This window comes from Rhizobium sp. K33 (genome assembly GCF_056501445.1).
In genome coordinates this window covers 128,391-143,265 of the sequence record NZ_CP096478.1, presented here as the reverse complement: position 1 = coordinate 143,265, position 14,875 = coordinate 128,391, and the positions used below count along the sequence as shown (strand labels likewise).

The following is a 14,875-nucleotide window of genomic DNA, read 5'->3' as shown; positions in this document are numbered from 1 at the left end:
TGATTAACCATTGGGTGCCGATTTGAACTAGATATAGTAGATGCAGCGCACAGTCGACACTATTTTCCGGTGGAAAAGTTAACGCAAGTTTCGCACAAGGTCTTGCCCGGCACCCTCGCATCGCAGTCTCGCCACATTTGGCAAATCGGCACAATCGTGGCTGTCAAACAACCAATGGCTGTTATTCACCGCAAAATTGTCGCGCATTGGGCGTCCAGTTTCCATAGCCTGTTGCCACAAGATTGGCGATGACCCGACACACATAGCGCTTCTGCGCGGGGTCATTGTTCGGTCCTGCGTGGTATCTCGCGACCGCCATCGTCCATGTCTCGTGACGGCTGTGCAGATTGCTCAGGAAGCGCGCGGCATATTCCACGTTGCGCCTCGGGTCGAACATGGCTTCGACGGAGGTGAAATGCTCCCCATGGAAGTGCTGGTTGATCTGCATGCAGCCGACGTCGATGAGAACGGCGCCGCTCTCCCTGGCGCGCTGAAAGCCTTCGAGGGCCTCCTCGAGCCCGTCGAAGTAATAGGCCTTGCCCTCGACATTCATGGCATAGGGTTGAAGGCTTCCCTTGCGCCCCGTCTCCGTCAGACCAACCGAATAGAGAATGCCTTCGGGGATGCCGTATTTGGCCGCGGCGGCGCTGATTGCGCCCTCGCAGTCACGCAGGCTGGCGGCGGCGTCAGATGTAAAGCTGACCAGGGCGAGTGCCGCGAGCGTCGGAAGCTGGAGTATCCGTTGCTTGGACCAAACGCTCATCTGCCACCCTCGCTCCGCCGCCTGCCATTTCACCCTGGCTCTGTCGTTCGCCGCCACCCTGACTGCCTGCCTGGAAGGACTGCTGCTGGCCAGGCTGCTGGCCCTGTGGTCCGTTCTGGCTCGTGTCGGCACTGCGGTCGACCGTGGCGACCTGCATGTTCACCTGAACCTGATCGACAACCAGACCCTGGGCGCGCAGCGCCTTCAGGATATCACTCTGATCGTTCTGCAGCTGGCGCAGGGCCGCGGGGTTGTCGACCGTCAGCTGGACGCTGAGTTCCTCACCCGACAGCCGCAGGGTAGCCGTCACGCTGCCGAGCTCAATCGGCGTCATCTGGATCTTCAGTGTGTGTACGACCTTGCCCTGGCTCGACTGGGTTGCGGCATTGGCAAGCTCAGAGCCGGGAGACATGGCACCGACCCACTCGCTGTCGCCCAGCATGGCAGCCGAAATGGACGCAGCGTTGGTCGTTGAGACCGGCGCGATATAACGGCGGCTGTCGACCACCGTGACCGTCTCGACCGCCTTGGCCTCGGACTGTTCAGAACCCGCTCCTCCTTCGCTCCGAAGGAGGAGAGACTGTCCCTTCCCGTCCGCCCTCACGAACCGGAAATCCCGGTCACCATCAGCATCCCCGCCATCGGCAGTGGATGCGCCCGCCTGTTCTTCAATGGCGATCGCGGCCATCAGACCGTTCGCCGCCTTATTCTCGTCCTTGGCGTTCTTGTCGCCCTTGCCGATTTCCTCGCCTTTCTCCGTCAGCTTGGTCTCTCCACCGACCAGAAGCTGGAGAATATCTGCAAGGTCGGAAGCCTTCGCGTCTGAACCTGCACCATCAGTCGTCGACAGATCGGCGCTGGTCTCGTCGCCAGCCTCTGCCCCCTGGCGGTCGCGAACGGCGGCCATGGCCTTGGCAAGCTGGGCTTTCAGTGCCGGATCGAGCCCCTCGATCTCGACCTGCGGTTCATCGCCCAGCTTTGCGTCACCCTTGCCCTTGGCCTGCCCCTTGGCATTGGCGAGAAGCCGAACAAGATCGCCCATGGAGACGTCGTCGGGCAGAGCTTCGAGTTCTGCCAGCAGCGCATCGTCGATGGTGAGCATCTGGGCGTCTGCACTGCGCGTGGTGCCCTTGGTCTGTGGGCGATCGGCCTCGGTCTCAACACTTGCCGTGTCGTCTTCCGCCTTACGCTCCTTCGATGCGCCGCGCTCCTGCTCGCCCGAACTCGACAGCACCTTCGAGAAGCTGCCACCGTCTTCGGACTTGTCCGCTCGGCCGGCGGCCGATGGCGACGCTGCGCCATCCGAAACGGGCATTCTGGGAGCTGAAAGTGCGTCCATCATGGTCAGGGGCCTTCTTTCTGGAGAAGATCATCAATGGCATCGAGTTTGGACCGGCCCGTCTCGACGAAAGTGCGCAGTTCCGGATCAATCTCGGCCTGCTCGGCAGGCGGCGTTTCCGGCGCTGCGGCTGCAGGCTGAACCTCCGCTTCGGGCAAAGCGCTTTCGGTCTGTTGCGGTTGGGCGAAGGGATCCTGAAGATCCTGATCGGCCGCTGCGGCTTCGAGGGCTGCGCTTTCGGCGGAGACCTCAGCCGGCGGCAATTGCGGCTTTTGCGCAGGCGCCGGCTTGCGCAGAACCTCCTTGGCAACCGTCTCGGCGGCCTGCCTCAGAGCGCGGTCCCGAGGCGAAAGCGCCTCTTCCGGGATGGTCATCAGCACAGCCATGGCGTCGTCGACGTTTTCCGTCGGCACGCCGACGAGGCTGCCATAGAGCCTGGCGAGAGCGTCTGCACCTTCCTCGCTGCCCGAGAGGAGTTTTGCCTGTTCGGCAGCCATTGTCGCCAGTTCCTTGCGGCCGGCGATTGCGGCCTCACGGGCAACGCGGAGATAGACTTCCCGGCGCCGGTCGACATCCATGTAGCCGAGCGTCGCATCGATATCTTCGGGCTTCAAGACCTCGTAATGCTCGACCACGAAGCGCACGAAGAGATCGGCAAACTGACTGGCATAGGGAGAATAGAGGAAGCGGCGGGCGTAGCCATTGGCGTAGAGGGATGCCTTGTCGACGATCTTGGCATCGACTGCGACGGCGAGCGAACGGCGCAGGGCAGCTTCTTCCACGATCGTGCCGGGTGCGGTCAAACGAGCCCAGTCGTAGAACTTCAAGGCCGCCGCAGGATCCTTGGTCAAGGTGACATTGCCGGCGACCAGGGCGAGATAGGGGCCGATCTTGGCGTTCTTGTATTCGACGGCCATATCGCCGAGCGTCTTCGCAATCAGTGTACCCTTGCCGCTCAGATACTTACGCAAGGCGTCGCTGACGCGGTTGTCGAAGTTACCGTCGATGTCGCGGGCAACGAGATATTCGAGCGTCGCGGGGTTGCCGCCGCTCATGGCATAGATGAGCGCCGCATCGACATTGCGAGGATCCTGGAAGGTCTTCGGATCCGCGGTGCGCAGCCGCTCGTCAATCGTGCCCAGCATGAAGCGCTGCATGTCCGCAGCGGAATGGTCGCCCCGGACGACGGTGTCCTGCACGAATTGCAGGGAGCGGAGCATGCGGTACGGCTCGAGCGTCTCGTCCACCTGCTGCGCATGGCTGAACGATCCGGCCGAAAGCAGGGCCAGACCAGACAGCACAGAGCAAAGGAGGGACAGTCGCCGGATGGCCATGCTCACCCCTCATCCGCTTCGATGAGGATTTCGATACGGCGGTTGGCGTCAGCCAGCGGATCATCCGGAATCTGCAGACGTCGATCGGCAAAGCCCGTGACCTGCTCGACACGGTTCTCGCTCAAGCCGCCGCGGACCAGCATGTAATAGGCGCTGTGTGCGCGGGCCATGGAAAGCCGCCAGTTGTCGTTTTCCGTACCCTTGAACTGGCGTCCGTCCGTATGTCCGCGAATGACGATCCGGCCCGGCTTTTCCTGAAGGAGCTTGCCCAGCCGCTCCATGGCGAGCACCAGTTCGCGGCGGGGCACGGCCGATCCGACGTTGAACATGGCAGCGTCGCTCTGATCGCTGATCGTGACGAGGAGACCGCCTTCTGCCGGCGTGACGATCAGGCCTTCGGCGAGCTTGCCAGCGGCACCGCCGATCGATTGCTCGATTTCGGCCTTCAGTTGATCGGCGGCAGCGAGTTGGGCTTCGAATTGCGCCTCGGCATTGGCGGTTTCCGGCTTGTCCTCAGTCTGTGTCTCGGGCTTGTCCGTCTCGCCGACTTCGCTTTTCGGCATGTCCGGCTCGGCCGTTTTGCCCTCGTTCATTGCTTCGGCAGGCGTGGCCGGATCGACCGGCCTCTGCCCGGGAACAACCAGGGCAATCTGCTGCTCGGGCTCGGTCGAGGGATCCGCAGGTTCTGTCTGAAGCTGCGGCGCGGTCTCAGCCTGCTCGGCCGGTGTCTGTGCATCGGTCGGCTCGCCGGGCGGGCCGTTTGCCGTCTGCACCTGCTGGGTCCAGAAATCAGGATCGAAGGGGTCGCGATAAGCTTCGCCGCCCTGAGCGCCGGTCGAGGGACCGGAATCGGCGGCACCGCCCTCCCCCTTGGCGCTGACATTGGCCTGCTGACCCACTTCCTGAGCGATTTCTGCGAGAACCGAATAGGGGTTTTCGAAGAAGTCGGCTTCAGAATAGTTCGCCTCATCGCCCGAGGACGCGGTCTGGTCCTCGCCCGTGGCAGCAGCGGAACCGACCTTGTCCTGATCTTCGTCGACCTGGGAGCGCTCCTTCTTCTCCTCGCCCTCGCTGGTTTCGACGGGCTTTTCCAAACCCTTCTCCGTCGGCTTCTCGTCGGAGAGCTTGATCGGGTTGAAGTAGCTGGCGACGGATGCCTTGGTTTCTTCGTTGGCAGCGTTGACGAGCCACATCACGAGGAAGAAGGCCATCATGGCGGTCATGAAGTCGGCATAGGCGATCTTCCAGGCACCACCATGCGCACCGTCATGGTCACCCTTGTGACGCTTGACGATGATGATCTCGTTCTTGCCGTGGTGATGGTTTTCGTCACTCATGCCAGGACTTTCTTCAGGCTCGCCGTGAAGGCGGAAATACGGGTGACGAGTGCCGCGTCACCGAACTCGGCAGTCAGATCCAGGTCCGGATCTTCGACATGGCGCAAGAATTCAGTATGGTCCGGCATTTCCGACTGGAGCTTCTGGAACAGCGCGCGCGGACCCTTGACTTCGATCGTTCCCGCCTCGCCCGCAGCTATTGCAGTTTGAAGAAGGGCTGCGAGATCCTCTACCGCCTTGTCAGCCAATGCTTCCCCGATAACCGGCGCCAGCGCCTGCGCCGCCTGTTCGCTGACGGCCAGGGAGAGTTTCTGGATTACTTCGGGCAGCTTGGTCGCCAGCAGTTCCGCAAACTCGTCGCGCAGCCTCTGGTCGCGTTCGGCCAGTGCCTGGGCATGGGCGATCTCCATTGCCTGCCGCTCGACTTCCAGGCGCTCGGTCGCTTCCTTTTCACCCGCTTCGTGGCCTTCTGCGAAGGCTTCCCGCCTGATAGCCTCGATATCCACGGGCTCCGGTTCGGGCAGCGCCGGGAAATCCATATCGAAATCGTCAACGGTCGGCAGATCGAAGCTCGGCGCAGGTGGCGCCGGTGGCGCAGCCGTCGTCGAGAAATCCTTGAGATAGCGGGCAAGCGGCATGCTCATCGGCAATCGCCTCCATCGGCGACGTTGGTAGACCAGCATGGCAGGCCTTCCATTTGAAGAAGATCAGACTTCAGCATATCCGTTACGCGTTCTCTCATCTTCCGACACAGTTTGAAGCTCATTCGACACGCAGGGCGCATTGCTGCCACGTGCTCTTCCTGACGTTATGGGTTCAAACTTGCGCGAAGATGAATGACGTTTCCGGCCCCCTGCCCCAGAACGGCACGCGAGCGCCGGACGCCTTCGCATCCGGCGCTTCAACCATCAGCGCTGGAAGAGCGTCAGGAGCTTCTCGGCGCTGGTATTGGCGATCGAGAGAGCCTGAATGCCGAGCTGCTGCTGGGTCTGCAGGGCCTTCAGGCGGGTCGATTCCTCGTTCATGTCGGCGTCGACCAGACGGCCGATACCCTTGTCGATCACGTCCATGAGGTTGGAGACGAAGTTGTCCTGCATCTCGATACGGCTGGTGATCGCGCCGAGAGTCGCCGCGGCGTCGGTCAACTGCTGGATGACATCGTCGACGACAGCGATCATGTCGTCGAGTGTATCCTTGTCTGTGGTCGTGTCGATGGCGATTTCATCGCCTGCGGGAGCTGCGCCCATGTCGAGCAGGAAGTATTCGCGCGCGCCTGTGCCCGTGTTGCGCAGGGCGCCGGCGTCGATCGCCTTGGTGAGGAAGCCCTGGGACGCGTCCTGGATGTCGATCAGGACGGATTCCGCCGTATCGAAATCGAGGGTCGTGACCTGCACGCTGCCATCGGCGCCGCGGACGAAGGAGGACACCACCTGCTTGGTACCAAGGGGAGCGGCATTGGTGTTGTAGAGCCAGTTTTCACCGGAGAACGACGCCGACTGCGCCGCCGAGATCAGCTGGTTCTTCAGCTGCGTCATTTCCTCGTTGATCTTGTTCTTGTCGACGCCCGGCTCGCTGGCTGCAACGAGCTTCGCCTTGATCGAGGACATGACGTCGACGACGTTGTCGAGCGCAGTGTAAGCGGTATCAACGGTCGCCGCGCCAAGGCCGAGCGCGTCGGATACAGTCGACAGCGCCGCATTGTCGGAGCGCATCGTGGTGGCAATGGACCAGTAGCCGGCATTGTCGGCTGCTGTTTCAACCCGGTAACCCGAGGAAACGCGCCGCTGGGTCGTCTCGAGATTGTTGTCGATCGAACGAAGCGTCTGCAGCGCCGCCATGGCGGCCGCGTTGGTCATAATACTGGTCATGCTTGGTGCCCCTAAGCGTGTAGGACTGCGCATCCGGCGGCTCGCCGGGAAGACGGGAGGGCATCATGCAGAACGCGCACACGCGCGGTCCCCGTCACCGTTAACAAATCGTTAACAGTGGCAGTTAACAAACAGAGAGCGGGGAAGGCAAGGTATCGACTTGCCTTTTGTAGTTGAAACGAAAATGCCAAAAGTTTCGCGCAAGGCTCAAACGAAAATCCGCGCCTCTTGCGAGGCGCGGATTCACACCGAGAACATCCGACACCGTCAGGGCGGGACGAAGTCGCCCCTAGCCAAGGCGCCGCTTACTGACGGAAGAGTGTCAGGATGCTTTCGGAAGAGGTGTTGGCGATCGAGAGCGACTGGATGGCGAGCTGCTGCTGGGTCTGCAGAGCCTTCAGGCGGGTCGATTCTTCGTTCATGTCCGCATCGACGAGGCGACCGACACCGCTATCGATCGAGTCTGTGAGAGCGGCAACGAAGTCTTCCTGCATGCCGATGCGCATCGAGATGGAGCCGAGAGCAGCTGCGGCGCTGGTCATCTGCTGCAGACCGTATTCAACGAGTGCGAGTGCTTCCTGCATACCGGCCGTCGTCAGGCCGGTGATGTCGAGCTGGTCGATCGAGACACCGGCGATTTCCGCCGCACCCGCGCCCACTGCTCCGTCATTGTCCCAGTCGACGAAGGCGTCGAAGGTATCGGAGATGCTGCCGATGATACCGGAGTTGTAATCGATCAGGCCGTTCGCATCGCCACCGAACAGAACGGTCATGCCGTCGGGTGTCGTTGCGTCGAGAGAATAGAGGGTGGTCGAGACCGAAACATTGCCGCTCGAGTCGCGGATGAAGCCGGATACGACGGTCACGTCGGCAGGAGCGGTCACCGTATCGGTACCGGTAGCGACCCAGTTCTGGCCACTGAAGCTTGCCGATTCCGAGATCGAACGAAGCTGTTCCTGCAGCTGGTCGATTTCTTCCTGGATCTTGTTCTTGTCGACGCCTTCTTCGGTGGCGGCAACGACCTTCGCCTTGATTTCCTTCATGACTTCGATGGAGCTTTCCATCGCGGCATAAGCGGTGTCGATCTTGGCAGCGCCGAGACCGAGGGCATCCTGGACGGCCGAGAGAGCCATGTTGTCGGAGCGCATGGTGGTCGCGATCGACCAGTAGGCGGCGTTATCGGAAGCTCCGCCGACACGCAGGCCGGAGGATACGCGCGCCTGGGTATCCTGCATGCTGGAGTCGAGCGCCCGAAGAGTCTGGAGTGCAGCCATCGCTGCGTTGTTCGTCAAAATGCTGGTCACGGTCGTGTCCCTTAAATGGCTAGTTTTGGGGACATCCCGGTCTTACCGGGAACGATGAAGCGGCCTAATGCCCTTAACCAGTTCTTCGTCTTGGTTAACTCATCGTTACATGGCTTCATGTAACGGGCTTATGGTTAACGCATGGTTAAAGAGATCTGATAAAATCGTTAAAACGAAAAAAGCCGCCCCGGAGGGCGGCTTCGATGCTGGATCTCTTCAGTCTTAACGGAAGAGCGAGAGGATGACTTCCGAAGAAGAGTTGGCGATCGAGAGCGACTGGACAGCCAGCTGCTGCTGGGTCTGCAGTGCCTTGAGGCGGGTCGATTCTTCGTTCATGTCGGCGTCAACGAGGCGGCCAACACCGGAGTCGAGCGAGTCAGACAGCTTGTTTACGAAGTCTTCCTGCAGTTCGATACGCATGGAGATCGAGCCGAGGTCGGCTGCTGCGCTGGTCATGAATGCCAGGGCAGCGTCGACGAGCGTGAGGGCTTCAGCCATAGCTGCGCCATCGAAGCCGTTGATATCCAGCGTGTAGACGGAGAAGCCAGCGACTGCGGTCGCGGCACCATCGGTACCGGCGACAGTTGCGTCGAAGTCGGTCGTCGTGAAGTCCGCGGCGGTCAGGCCGAGAATACCGGAAGCCGTGTCGATTGCGCCATCGGCGTCGCCACCGAACAGAAGGGTCATGCTGCCCGCAGTCGTGGCGTCCAGCGTGTAGGTCGTCGTCTTGACCGAAACGTTGTTGTTGGCGTCGCGAACAAAACCGGACACGACAGTAACGTCTTCCGTGGTGCCTGCGGTCATCGTGTCGGTGCCACCAGCGATCCAGTTTTCGCCGCTGAAGGAAGCCGATTCTGCGATGGACAGAAGCTGCTGCTGGAGCTGCGTGATTTCTTCCTGAACCTTGGCCTTGTCGACGCCCTCTTCGGTGGCGGTAACCAGCTTGGCCTTGATTTCCTTGACCACGTCGATGGCGGATTCCATACCGGCATAGGCGGTATCGATCTTGGAGGCGCCGAGGCCAAGAGCGTCAGACACGGCAGACAGTGCCATGTTGTCGGACTTCATGGTGGTAGCGATCGACCAATAGGCAGCGTTGTCGGATGCTTCGCCGACGCGCTGACCGGAAGATACGCGGGCCTGGGTGTCTTCCATGTTGCTGCCGATCGAACGCAGCGTCTGGAGTGCCGACATGGCGGCGATATTGGTAAGAATGCTCGTCATGGTAGTATTGCCCCTTGAATGGCTGACTAAGAAGGGACATTCCGGTCTCACCGGTAACGGCGCACAGCATCATGCCTGCTAACTGGCTGAAATTTAATAGTTAGCTCGCCGCTTCGATAGGCTTAGATAAAACCATCAAGGTTAATGAAGACCTAAGCGAAAGCGGCGGACGGAACTTTTCTGGAAAAAATTGCAACCTTCGAGCGTGCGCGCGCGTATCATGTCATGATTAATAAAACGCAAAGGCCGCATTCGTTTCCGAACGCGACCTTCGTGTAGCTTCCGTTCCGGTTCAGCCTCCGGAGGGTCAAGCCTTCCCTTCGCGCGCCTCTGGTCAGCCACCAAGGCATATTGGCGTCGGGAGTGTCTAGCCGGCCCAGAGGGGCCGGCCTGTCATTGCGATTAACGGAAGAGTGACAGGATATTCTGCGAGTCGTTGTTGGCGATCGAGAGCGCCTGGATTGCCAGCTGCTGCTGGGTCTGCAGAGCCTTGAGGCGGGTCGACTCTTCGTTCATGTCCGCATCGATAAGACGGCCAACGCCCTTTTCGATGGCGTCGGACAGCTTCGAGGAAAACGACGACTGCAGATCGATGCGCTTGGAGATCGAGCCAAGTTCCGCACCGGCGCTGGTCATCTTGGTGAGAGCCAAGTCAACCGAAGCCAATGCGACGTCAAGATCATCGCCTGTGACGTCCAAATCGTTGATCTTGATCGATGCGACCGCTGCTGCTGCGCCAGCGACCGTCACGTTGTCACCGCTGGTCAGGATTGAATCGCCAGCAGCGTCAACCTCACCCTGAGCGTCCAGCTGGTAAAGCACATTGCTAGCGGCCAGAGTGTAAGTCGTGGTCTTCACGCCCACGTTGCCCGAAGCGTCACGCACAAAGCCAGACACGACGGTCTTGTCACCCATGGTTTCTGCAGCAAGCCAGTTTTCACCGTTGAACGAGGCGCTCTTCGCGATCGACACCAACTGGTCCTTCAGCTGTGTGATTTCTTCCTGAATCTTGGCCTTATCGACGCCTTCTTCCTTGGCGGCGACAACCTTGGCCTTGATTTCCTTCATTACATCGATGGCCGACTCCATGCCGGCATAACCGGTGTCAACCTTCGCTGCACCAACGCCAAGGGCGTCGTTGACAGCGGCGAGTGCCATGTTGTCCGACTTCATAGTCGTCGAGATCGACCAGTAAGCAGCGTTGTCGGAGGCCTTGGAGACCTTCATACCGGTCGAGATGGCGTTCTGCGTCGATTCCATGCTGGAAGCGATCGAGCGCAGGGTGGAGAGCGCGGACATCGCGCTGGAGTTGGTCAGAATGCTGGCCATGTCAATTTGTCCCTTAAACGAGATACAAGAGGGGACATACCGGACTTACAAAACTTACCGGTCACGGACGTTCGGCATCATGCCTTTTGGTATTTTTCGTTGCTACCAGACCCGTCGTGCGAGGTCCAAACTCGCAGCCAATCCTTGCCAACTTCTTTACAATTGAAGGCAGCTCAGAGGGCGCTGATGACGTGGTGAATCCCCCGTAAGGGAGCGTGGTGAATCAACCCTCAACCGTCATGGTTAACTCAGGCAAACGATCGGACGAGGCTTCCGACGAGCAGGTTCCAGCCGTCGATCAGGACGAAGAACAGTATCTTGAAAGGCAGCGAGATCGAGGTAGGCGGCAACATCATCATACCCATGGCCATGGTGATGGTCGCGACCACCATATCGATGACCAGGAAGGGGAGGATGATGAGGAAGCCGATTTCGAAGCCGCGGCGAATTTCCGACAACATGAAGGCGGGGATCAGCACACGGTAGTCGACCCGGCCGTCCACGATGGTGGCCTGGCCGCGCTCGTTGGCGATGTCGACGAAGAGGGCCAGATCCTTGTCACGCGTGTTCGCCGTCATGAAGGTGCGGAAGGGCTCGGCAATCAGGGCGACGGCTTCGGCTTCGGTGATCTGATTGTTGATCAGCGGCTGCACGCCTTCGCGCCAGGACCGGTCCATGGTCGGCGCCATGACATAGAAGGTCATGAACAGCGCCATGCTGGTCAGGATCATGTTGGAGGGCGTTGTCGCAAGCCCCATGCCGGAGCGCAGGATCGAAAAGGCGATAAGGAAACGCGGGAAGCTCGTCACCATGATCAGAATGCCCGGCGCGATCGAAAGCACCGTGAGCAAACCGAAGGTACGAATGATCCACGCCGCCACCGATCCATCGATCGGGGTGTTGAAGATATCCGTCGGCAACTGCTGTGCTACAGCCAGTTGCGGCGCCATCATCATGACGGCGACGAGGAGTAGAAACCGAATCATTCGATCACGAGCGTTCTGAACATCACCTTGGATACGCGGCCTTCCGAGCGTAGGTCAACTCGCTCCTGAAGGTCATCCTTGAGATATTGAAAGCCGCGCGGGCCCTCGACCTGTTGCAGTGATACCGTGCGCAGATAGGCCATGATGTCCTGATGGACATCCTCGGCAATCTTGACGTCCGGCGGGCCGTTGAACATCAGGGCCACTTCCAGACGGATCCAGTTTTCCGAGGGGTAGGCGAGGTTCGTGGTGATCGGCTCGAGCGCCACCACGCCATTGGCCTCGGTCGAGATCGGGGGGAGCCCCTCCTCGTCCTTTTTCGCCTCGCCACCATGCTCGCCGGCAGCCGCGGCTTCGGCTGCCTTCGCAGCGTCTTCGGCCTGCTTGACCTGGGGCGCGAGCATGTTGCCGATGACCCAGCCGCCACCGCCACCGACGGCGGTCAGCACGACCAGGGGGATGACCAGTGCCATCAATCCCGACTTCTTCTTGCCTTCGCCTTCCTGAGGTTCTTCCATGTCCTTTGTCCCCGGATCGCGTCAGAAGGGCGAGTAGATGTCGACGACCTGCTGGCCGATCGGCGGCTGCTGCACCTCGGTCAGACGGCCACGCCCGCCATAGGAGATGCGGGCTTCGGCGATCCGGTCGTAGGAGATCTCGTTCTCGGCATCGACATCCTGAGGCCGCACGATACCAGCCACGTTCAAGATCCGGAGCTCGTGGTTGACGCGCACTTCCTGCGAACCGCTGATCAACAGGTTGCCGTTTTCGAGCACACCGGTGACCACGGCTGCGACGAGCAGGTTGAGCTTTTCAGAACGCTCGGTCTTGCCCGAGCCCTTGGAGCTCGAGTTGGAATCGGTCGACAGATCGCCGGAGGTTCCCGTGTCCGTCGAGAAACCAAGGAAGTTCGTGACGTTCGCGCCCCATGACAGGCCCGTGCCGTTCGTGCGGCTACGGTCCGTCTTGTTATCGAACGACGCGCGGTCGTTGATCTCGATGTTGACCGTCAGGATGTCGCCAACGTTCAGCGCGCGCGCGTCCTTGAACAGCGCCGACTGGCTGTCGCTCCACAGCGAATAACCGCTCGCCGTCTGGATCGGCTGCTTTGGATACATGGCCATCTGCGGGGTCTGGCTGTAGCGCAGACCGGACCCGATCGGGCTCATGGATGGCGCGTTGCCGATTTCCTTGATGGTCTGGCTCTGGCAGCCGGCCAGGAGGAGTGCGGCCAGCAGTGCCGGAAAACGCTTCATCATGATGGGTCCTTCGATGTGGTGGGGTCGCCGGCGCTCGACATGATCGAGGCGACCTGTGCCGCCTTGTCCGCGCTCATCTCCGTGAGGATCAGGCTCGACTGGCGGGGTGGCAACTTCATGATGATGGCTGCAGCGAGGATGACGTTCGTCTGCTCGAGCTGCGGGGCCGCCGCATCCGGCGCCATCTTCTTGTAGATTTCGACGAGCTGGCCTTCGGCCTGCTTCATGAATTCATTCCGGCGACCGAGCCAGTCCTCGTATTCCGCGCGACGCTCTTCGAGGATCGCAATACGGCTGTCGACATCGGCCTGGAGTTTCTCCAGTTCCTGCTTCTGGAGCAGGTAGCGCTGGTCGCGGGCCGCATCGGCAATCCCGGTGCAGAACTGGCGGATCTCGGCTTCCGTCGGGCTTTCGGCGGCCTGCTGCTGGCCGACAGCGTTTTGCGCGAAGGCAGGGAGTGTTGCGATCGCGAGAACGACAGCAGCATTGCGCAGCGCGATGCGGGAAAAACGGGAGGGGCTTGCTTTGATCATTGCAGGACGAGCTCCGCTTGCAGGGCACCGGCCGACTTGATCCCCTGAAGGATCGCGATCACGCCGTCCGGCTTCACGCCGATGCTGTTCAGTCCGCTGACGAGAGTTCTGAGATCAGGGCCGTCGACGATGGCGATCTGGTCGCCTTCCTGGCGGATGGAGATATCGGTCTGCGGCTGGACGGCCGTCTCGCCGCGAGAGAAGGGCTCCGGCTGGATGATCTGCGGTGTTTCCTGCACCTGGACGGTCAGGGTGCCATAGCTGACAGCCACGCGCGACACGCGGACATCTGCGCCGATGACAATGGTACCCGTGCGCTCGTTGATCACCACGCGGGCGGGAGAGTCCGTCGCGACGACCAGATTTTCGACGTCAGCCATCAGCCGGGCGAGATCTGCGGTGCGCGGCTTCTGGACGACGATCTCCAGGCTGTCACGCGCTTCGGCGATCGGCGCGCCGTAATTGGCAGCCGCGTAGGCGTTGATCGTGTCGGCGACCCTCAGCGCCGTCGTGAAGTCGGGATTGCGGAGCTGCAGGACGAGATTGAGGCTGTCCTTGAACTTGGACGGCAGCTCGCGCTCGATGATCGCTCCGGTCGGAACCCGGCCCGAGGTGGTGATGCCCTGCTGGACCGCTGCGGCATCGCCCTGGGCATTGACGCCGGAGACGACAACAGAGCCTTGCGCGACGGCGTAGATCTGGCCATCGGCGCCGGTGAGCGAGGTCATGACCAGCGTTCCGCCGCGCAGAGAGGTCGAGTCGCCGAGCGAGCTCACCGTCACATCGATGCGGCTGCCGGGGCTGGCGAAGGGCGGGAGATTGGCGGTGACCATGACGGCCGCCACGTTCTTTGCATTCGACTGTCCGCCCTGGGTAGAGATCCCGAGGTTCTGCAGCATGGCGCGCATGGACTGGTCGGTGAAGGGCGAGGAGCGCAGGCTGTCGCCCGTTCCCTGCAAGCCGACGACGAGGCCATAGCCGATGAGCTGGTTGTCACGGCCGGACTGCAGCGAGGCGATGTCCTTGATGCGCGAATTGGCGCTCACGGCCGGCTCGAGCGGAGCCAGGACCAGCGCCAGGGCACAGATTGCGATCCGCAGGGGTGCAGTCAGTCTCATTTTGCCATCACCTGTACGGTACCATCGGCCATGACCGTGCCTGAGACGATCGAGCCGGAATCGATGTTGCGGACCTTCACGACGTCGCCAACGGAAGCATCGGTCAAAGGAGTGCCGCTCGCGCTGATCAGCATGTTACCGATCGCGAATGTCAGGCGGACGCTGGTGCCGCGCTTGACGGCGAAGGCTTCACGCAGGCCGTGGACCGGAATGGTCCGACCGGGCAAGAGCGTGCGCTTCGCCACCATGCCGACGACTTCCTCGCGGGTGCGGGCATAGCCGCCCGCGAGGTTGGGGTTCGTCACGGCAACCACGTCGAGCTGTTCGGAGGAAATGGTTTCGCCCGGATAGATGATCTGCCTGGGGATCACGGCCGTGTTCTGCGCCAGCGCCGTGCCGGCGGCGAAGCCAAACGCTGCGGCGGCGATTGCCGCCGCCCGCAGGGCATGTCCGATTTTCCGGCGAAACCTCATGTTTGCCT

General features: G+C 61.1%; 15 protein-coding genes. All 15 read right to left on the bottom strand.

Going from position 1 to position 14,875, the window contains the following annotated elements; genetic code table 11:
• Nucleotides 1-181: 181 nt before the first annotated feature.
• The 15 genes from M1E12_RS00680 to flgA all read right to left on the bottom strand — a co-directional run bounded on the left by M1E12_RS00680 (nt 182) and on the right by flgA (nt 14,867).
• Entirely contained in the window at nt 182-763 is a 582-nt protein-coding gene (locus tag M1E12_RS00680; protein WP_479563373.1) for a transglycosylase SLT domain-containing protein, read from the bottom strand.
• On the bottom strand, nt 687-2,105 hold the full coding sequence (gene fliK / locus M1E12_RS00675; RefSeq protein WP_479563372.1) for a flagellar hook-length control protein FliK: 1,419 nt from the start codon (nt 2,103-2,105) through the stop codon (nt 687-689). The genes M1E12_RS00680 and fliK overlap by 77 nt, the downstream gene beginning before the upstream one ends.
• 2 nt (nt 2,106-2,107) lie before the next feature.
• Nucleotides 2,108-3,436 (bottom strand): chemotaxis protein MotC, encoded by a 1,329-nt coding sequence (motC, locus tag M1E12_RS00670; RefSeq protein ID WP_479563371.1) that lies wholly within the window; start codon nt 3,434-3,436, stop codon nt 2,108-2,110.
• Between the two features lie 2 nt (nt 3,437-3,438).
• Nucleotides 3,439-4,773, bottom strand: a complete 1,335-nt coding sequence (locus M1E12_RS00665) for a MotB family protein (RefSeq protein WP_479563370.1) — start codon at nt 4,771-4,773, stop codon at nt 3,439-3,441.
• Nucleotides 4,770-5,417, bottom strand: a complete 648-nt coding sequence (locus M1E12_RS00660) for a FliH/SctL family protein (RefSeq protein WP_479563369.1) — start codon at nt 5,415-5,417, stop codon at nt 4,770-4,772. Before M1E12_RS00660 ends, M1E12_RS00665 begins: the two co-directional genes overlap by 4 nt.
• Nucleotides 5,418-5,681: 264 nt before the next feature.
• Complete coding sequence (locus M1E12_RS00655) at nt 5,682-6,641, bottom strand: flagellin N-terminal helical domain-containing protein (protein WP_479563368.1); 960 nt, start codon at nt 6,639-6,641, stop codon at nt 5,682-5,684.
• Between the two features lie 305 nt (nt 6,642-6,946).
• Nucleotides 6,947-7,945: a flagellin N-terminal helical domain-containing protein gene (locus M1E12_RS00650; RefSeq protein WP_136542416.1), complete on the bottom strand. Its 999-nt coding sequence runs from the start codon at nt 7,943-7,945 to the stop codon at nt 6,947-6,949.
• 222 nt (nt 7,946-8,167) lie between these two features.
• Nucleotides 8,168-9,169: a flagellin N-terminal helical domain-containing protein gene (locus tag M1E12_RS00645; protein ID WP_479563367.1), complete on the bottom strand. Its 1,002-nt coding sequence runs from the start codon at nt 9,167-9,169 to the stop codon at nt 8,168-8,170.
• Between the two features lie 402 nt (nt 9,170-9,571).
• Entirely contained in the window at nt 9,572-10,498 is a 927-nt protein-coding gene (locus M1E12_RS00640) for a flagellin N-terminal helical domain-containing protein (protein ID WP_113459885.1), read from the bottom strand.
• A gap of 248 nt (nt 10,499-10,746) precedes the next feature.
• A complete protein-coding gene (gene fliP, locus M1E12_RS00635; protein ID WP_113459886.1) occupies nt 10,747-11,484 on the bottom strand; it encodes a flagellar type III secretion system pore protein FliP in 738 nt (245 codons plus the stop codon).
• The gene (locus tag M1E12_RS00630) at nt 11,481-12,002 is read right to left on the bottom strand and encodes a flagellar basal body-associated FliL family protein (protein WP_479563366.1); all 522 of its coding nucleotides are present in this window, start codon (nt 12,000-12,002) and stop codon (nt 11,481-11,483) included. Before M1E12_RS00630 ends, fliP begins: the two co-directional genes overlap by 4 nt.
• 21 nt (nt 12,003-12,023) lie before the next feature.
• Nucleotides 12,024-12,743: a flagellar basal body L-ring protein FlgH gene (flgH, locus tag M1E12_RS00625; RefSeq protein WP_479563365.1), complete on the bottom strand. Its 720-nt coding sequence runs from the start codon at nt 12,741-12,743 to the stop codon at nt 12,024-12,026.
• Nucleotides 12,740-13,276, bottom strand: a complete 537-nt coding sequence (locus M1E12_RS00620) for a MotE family protein (protein ID WP_479563364.1) — start codon at nt 13,274-13,276, stop codon at nt 12,740-12,742. The genes flgH and M1E12_RS00620 overlap by 4 nt, the downstream gene beginning before the upstream one ends.
• Nucleotides 13,273-14,394, bottom strand: a complete 1,122-nt coding sequence (locus M1E12_RS00615) for a flagellar basal body P-ring protein FlgI (protein WP_113459890.1) — start codon at nt 14,392-14,394, stop codon at nt 13,273-13,275. Before M1E12_RS00615 ends, M1E12_RS00620 begins: the two co-directional genes overlap by 4 nt.
• Nucleotides 14,391-14,867 carry a flagellar basal body P-ring formation chaperone FlgA gene (flgA, locus tag M1E12_RS00610; RefSeq protein WP_479563363.1) on the bottom strand — a complete coding sequence of 159 codons (477 nt, stop codon included), beginning with the start codon at nt 14,865-14,867 and terminating at the stop codon, nt 14,391-14,393. Before flgA ends, M1E12_RS00615 begins: the two co-directional genes overlap by 4 nt.
• Nucleotides 14,868-14,875 lie beyond the last annotated feature (8 nt).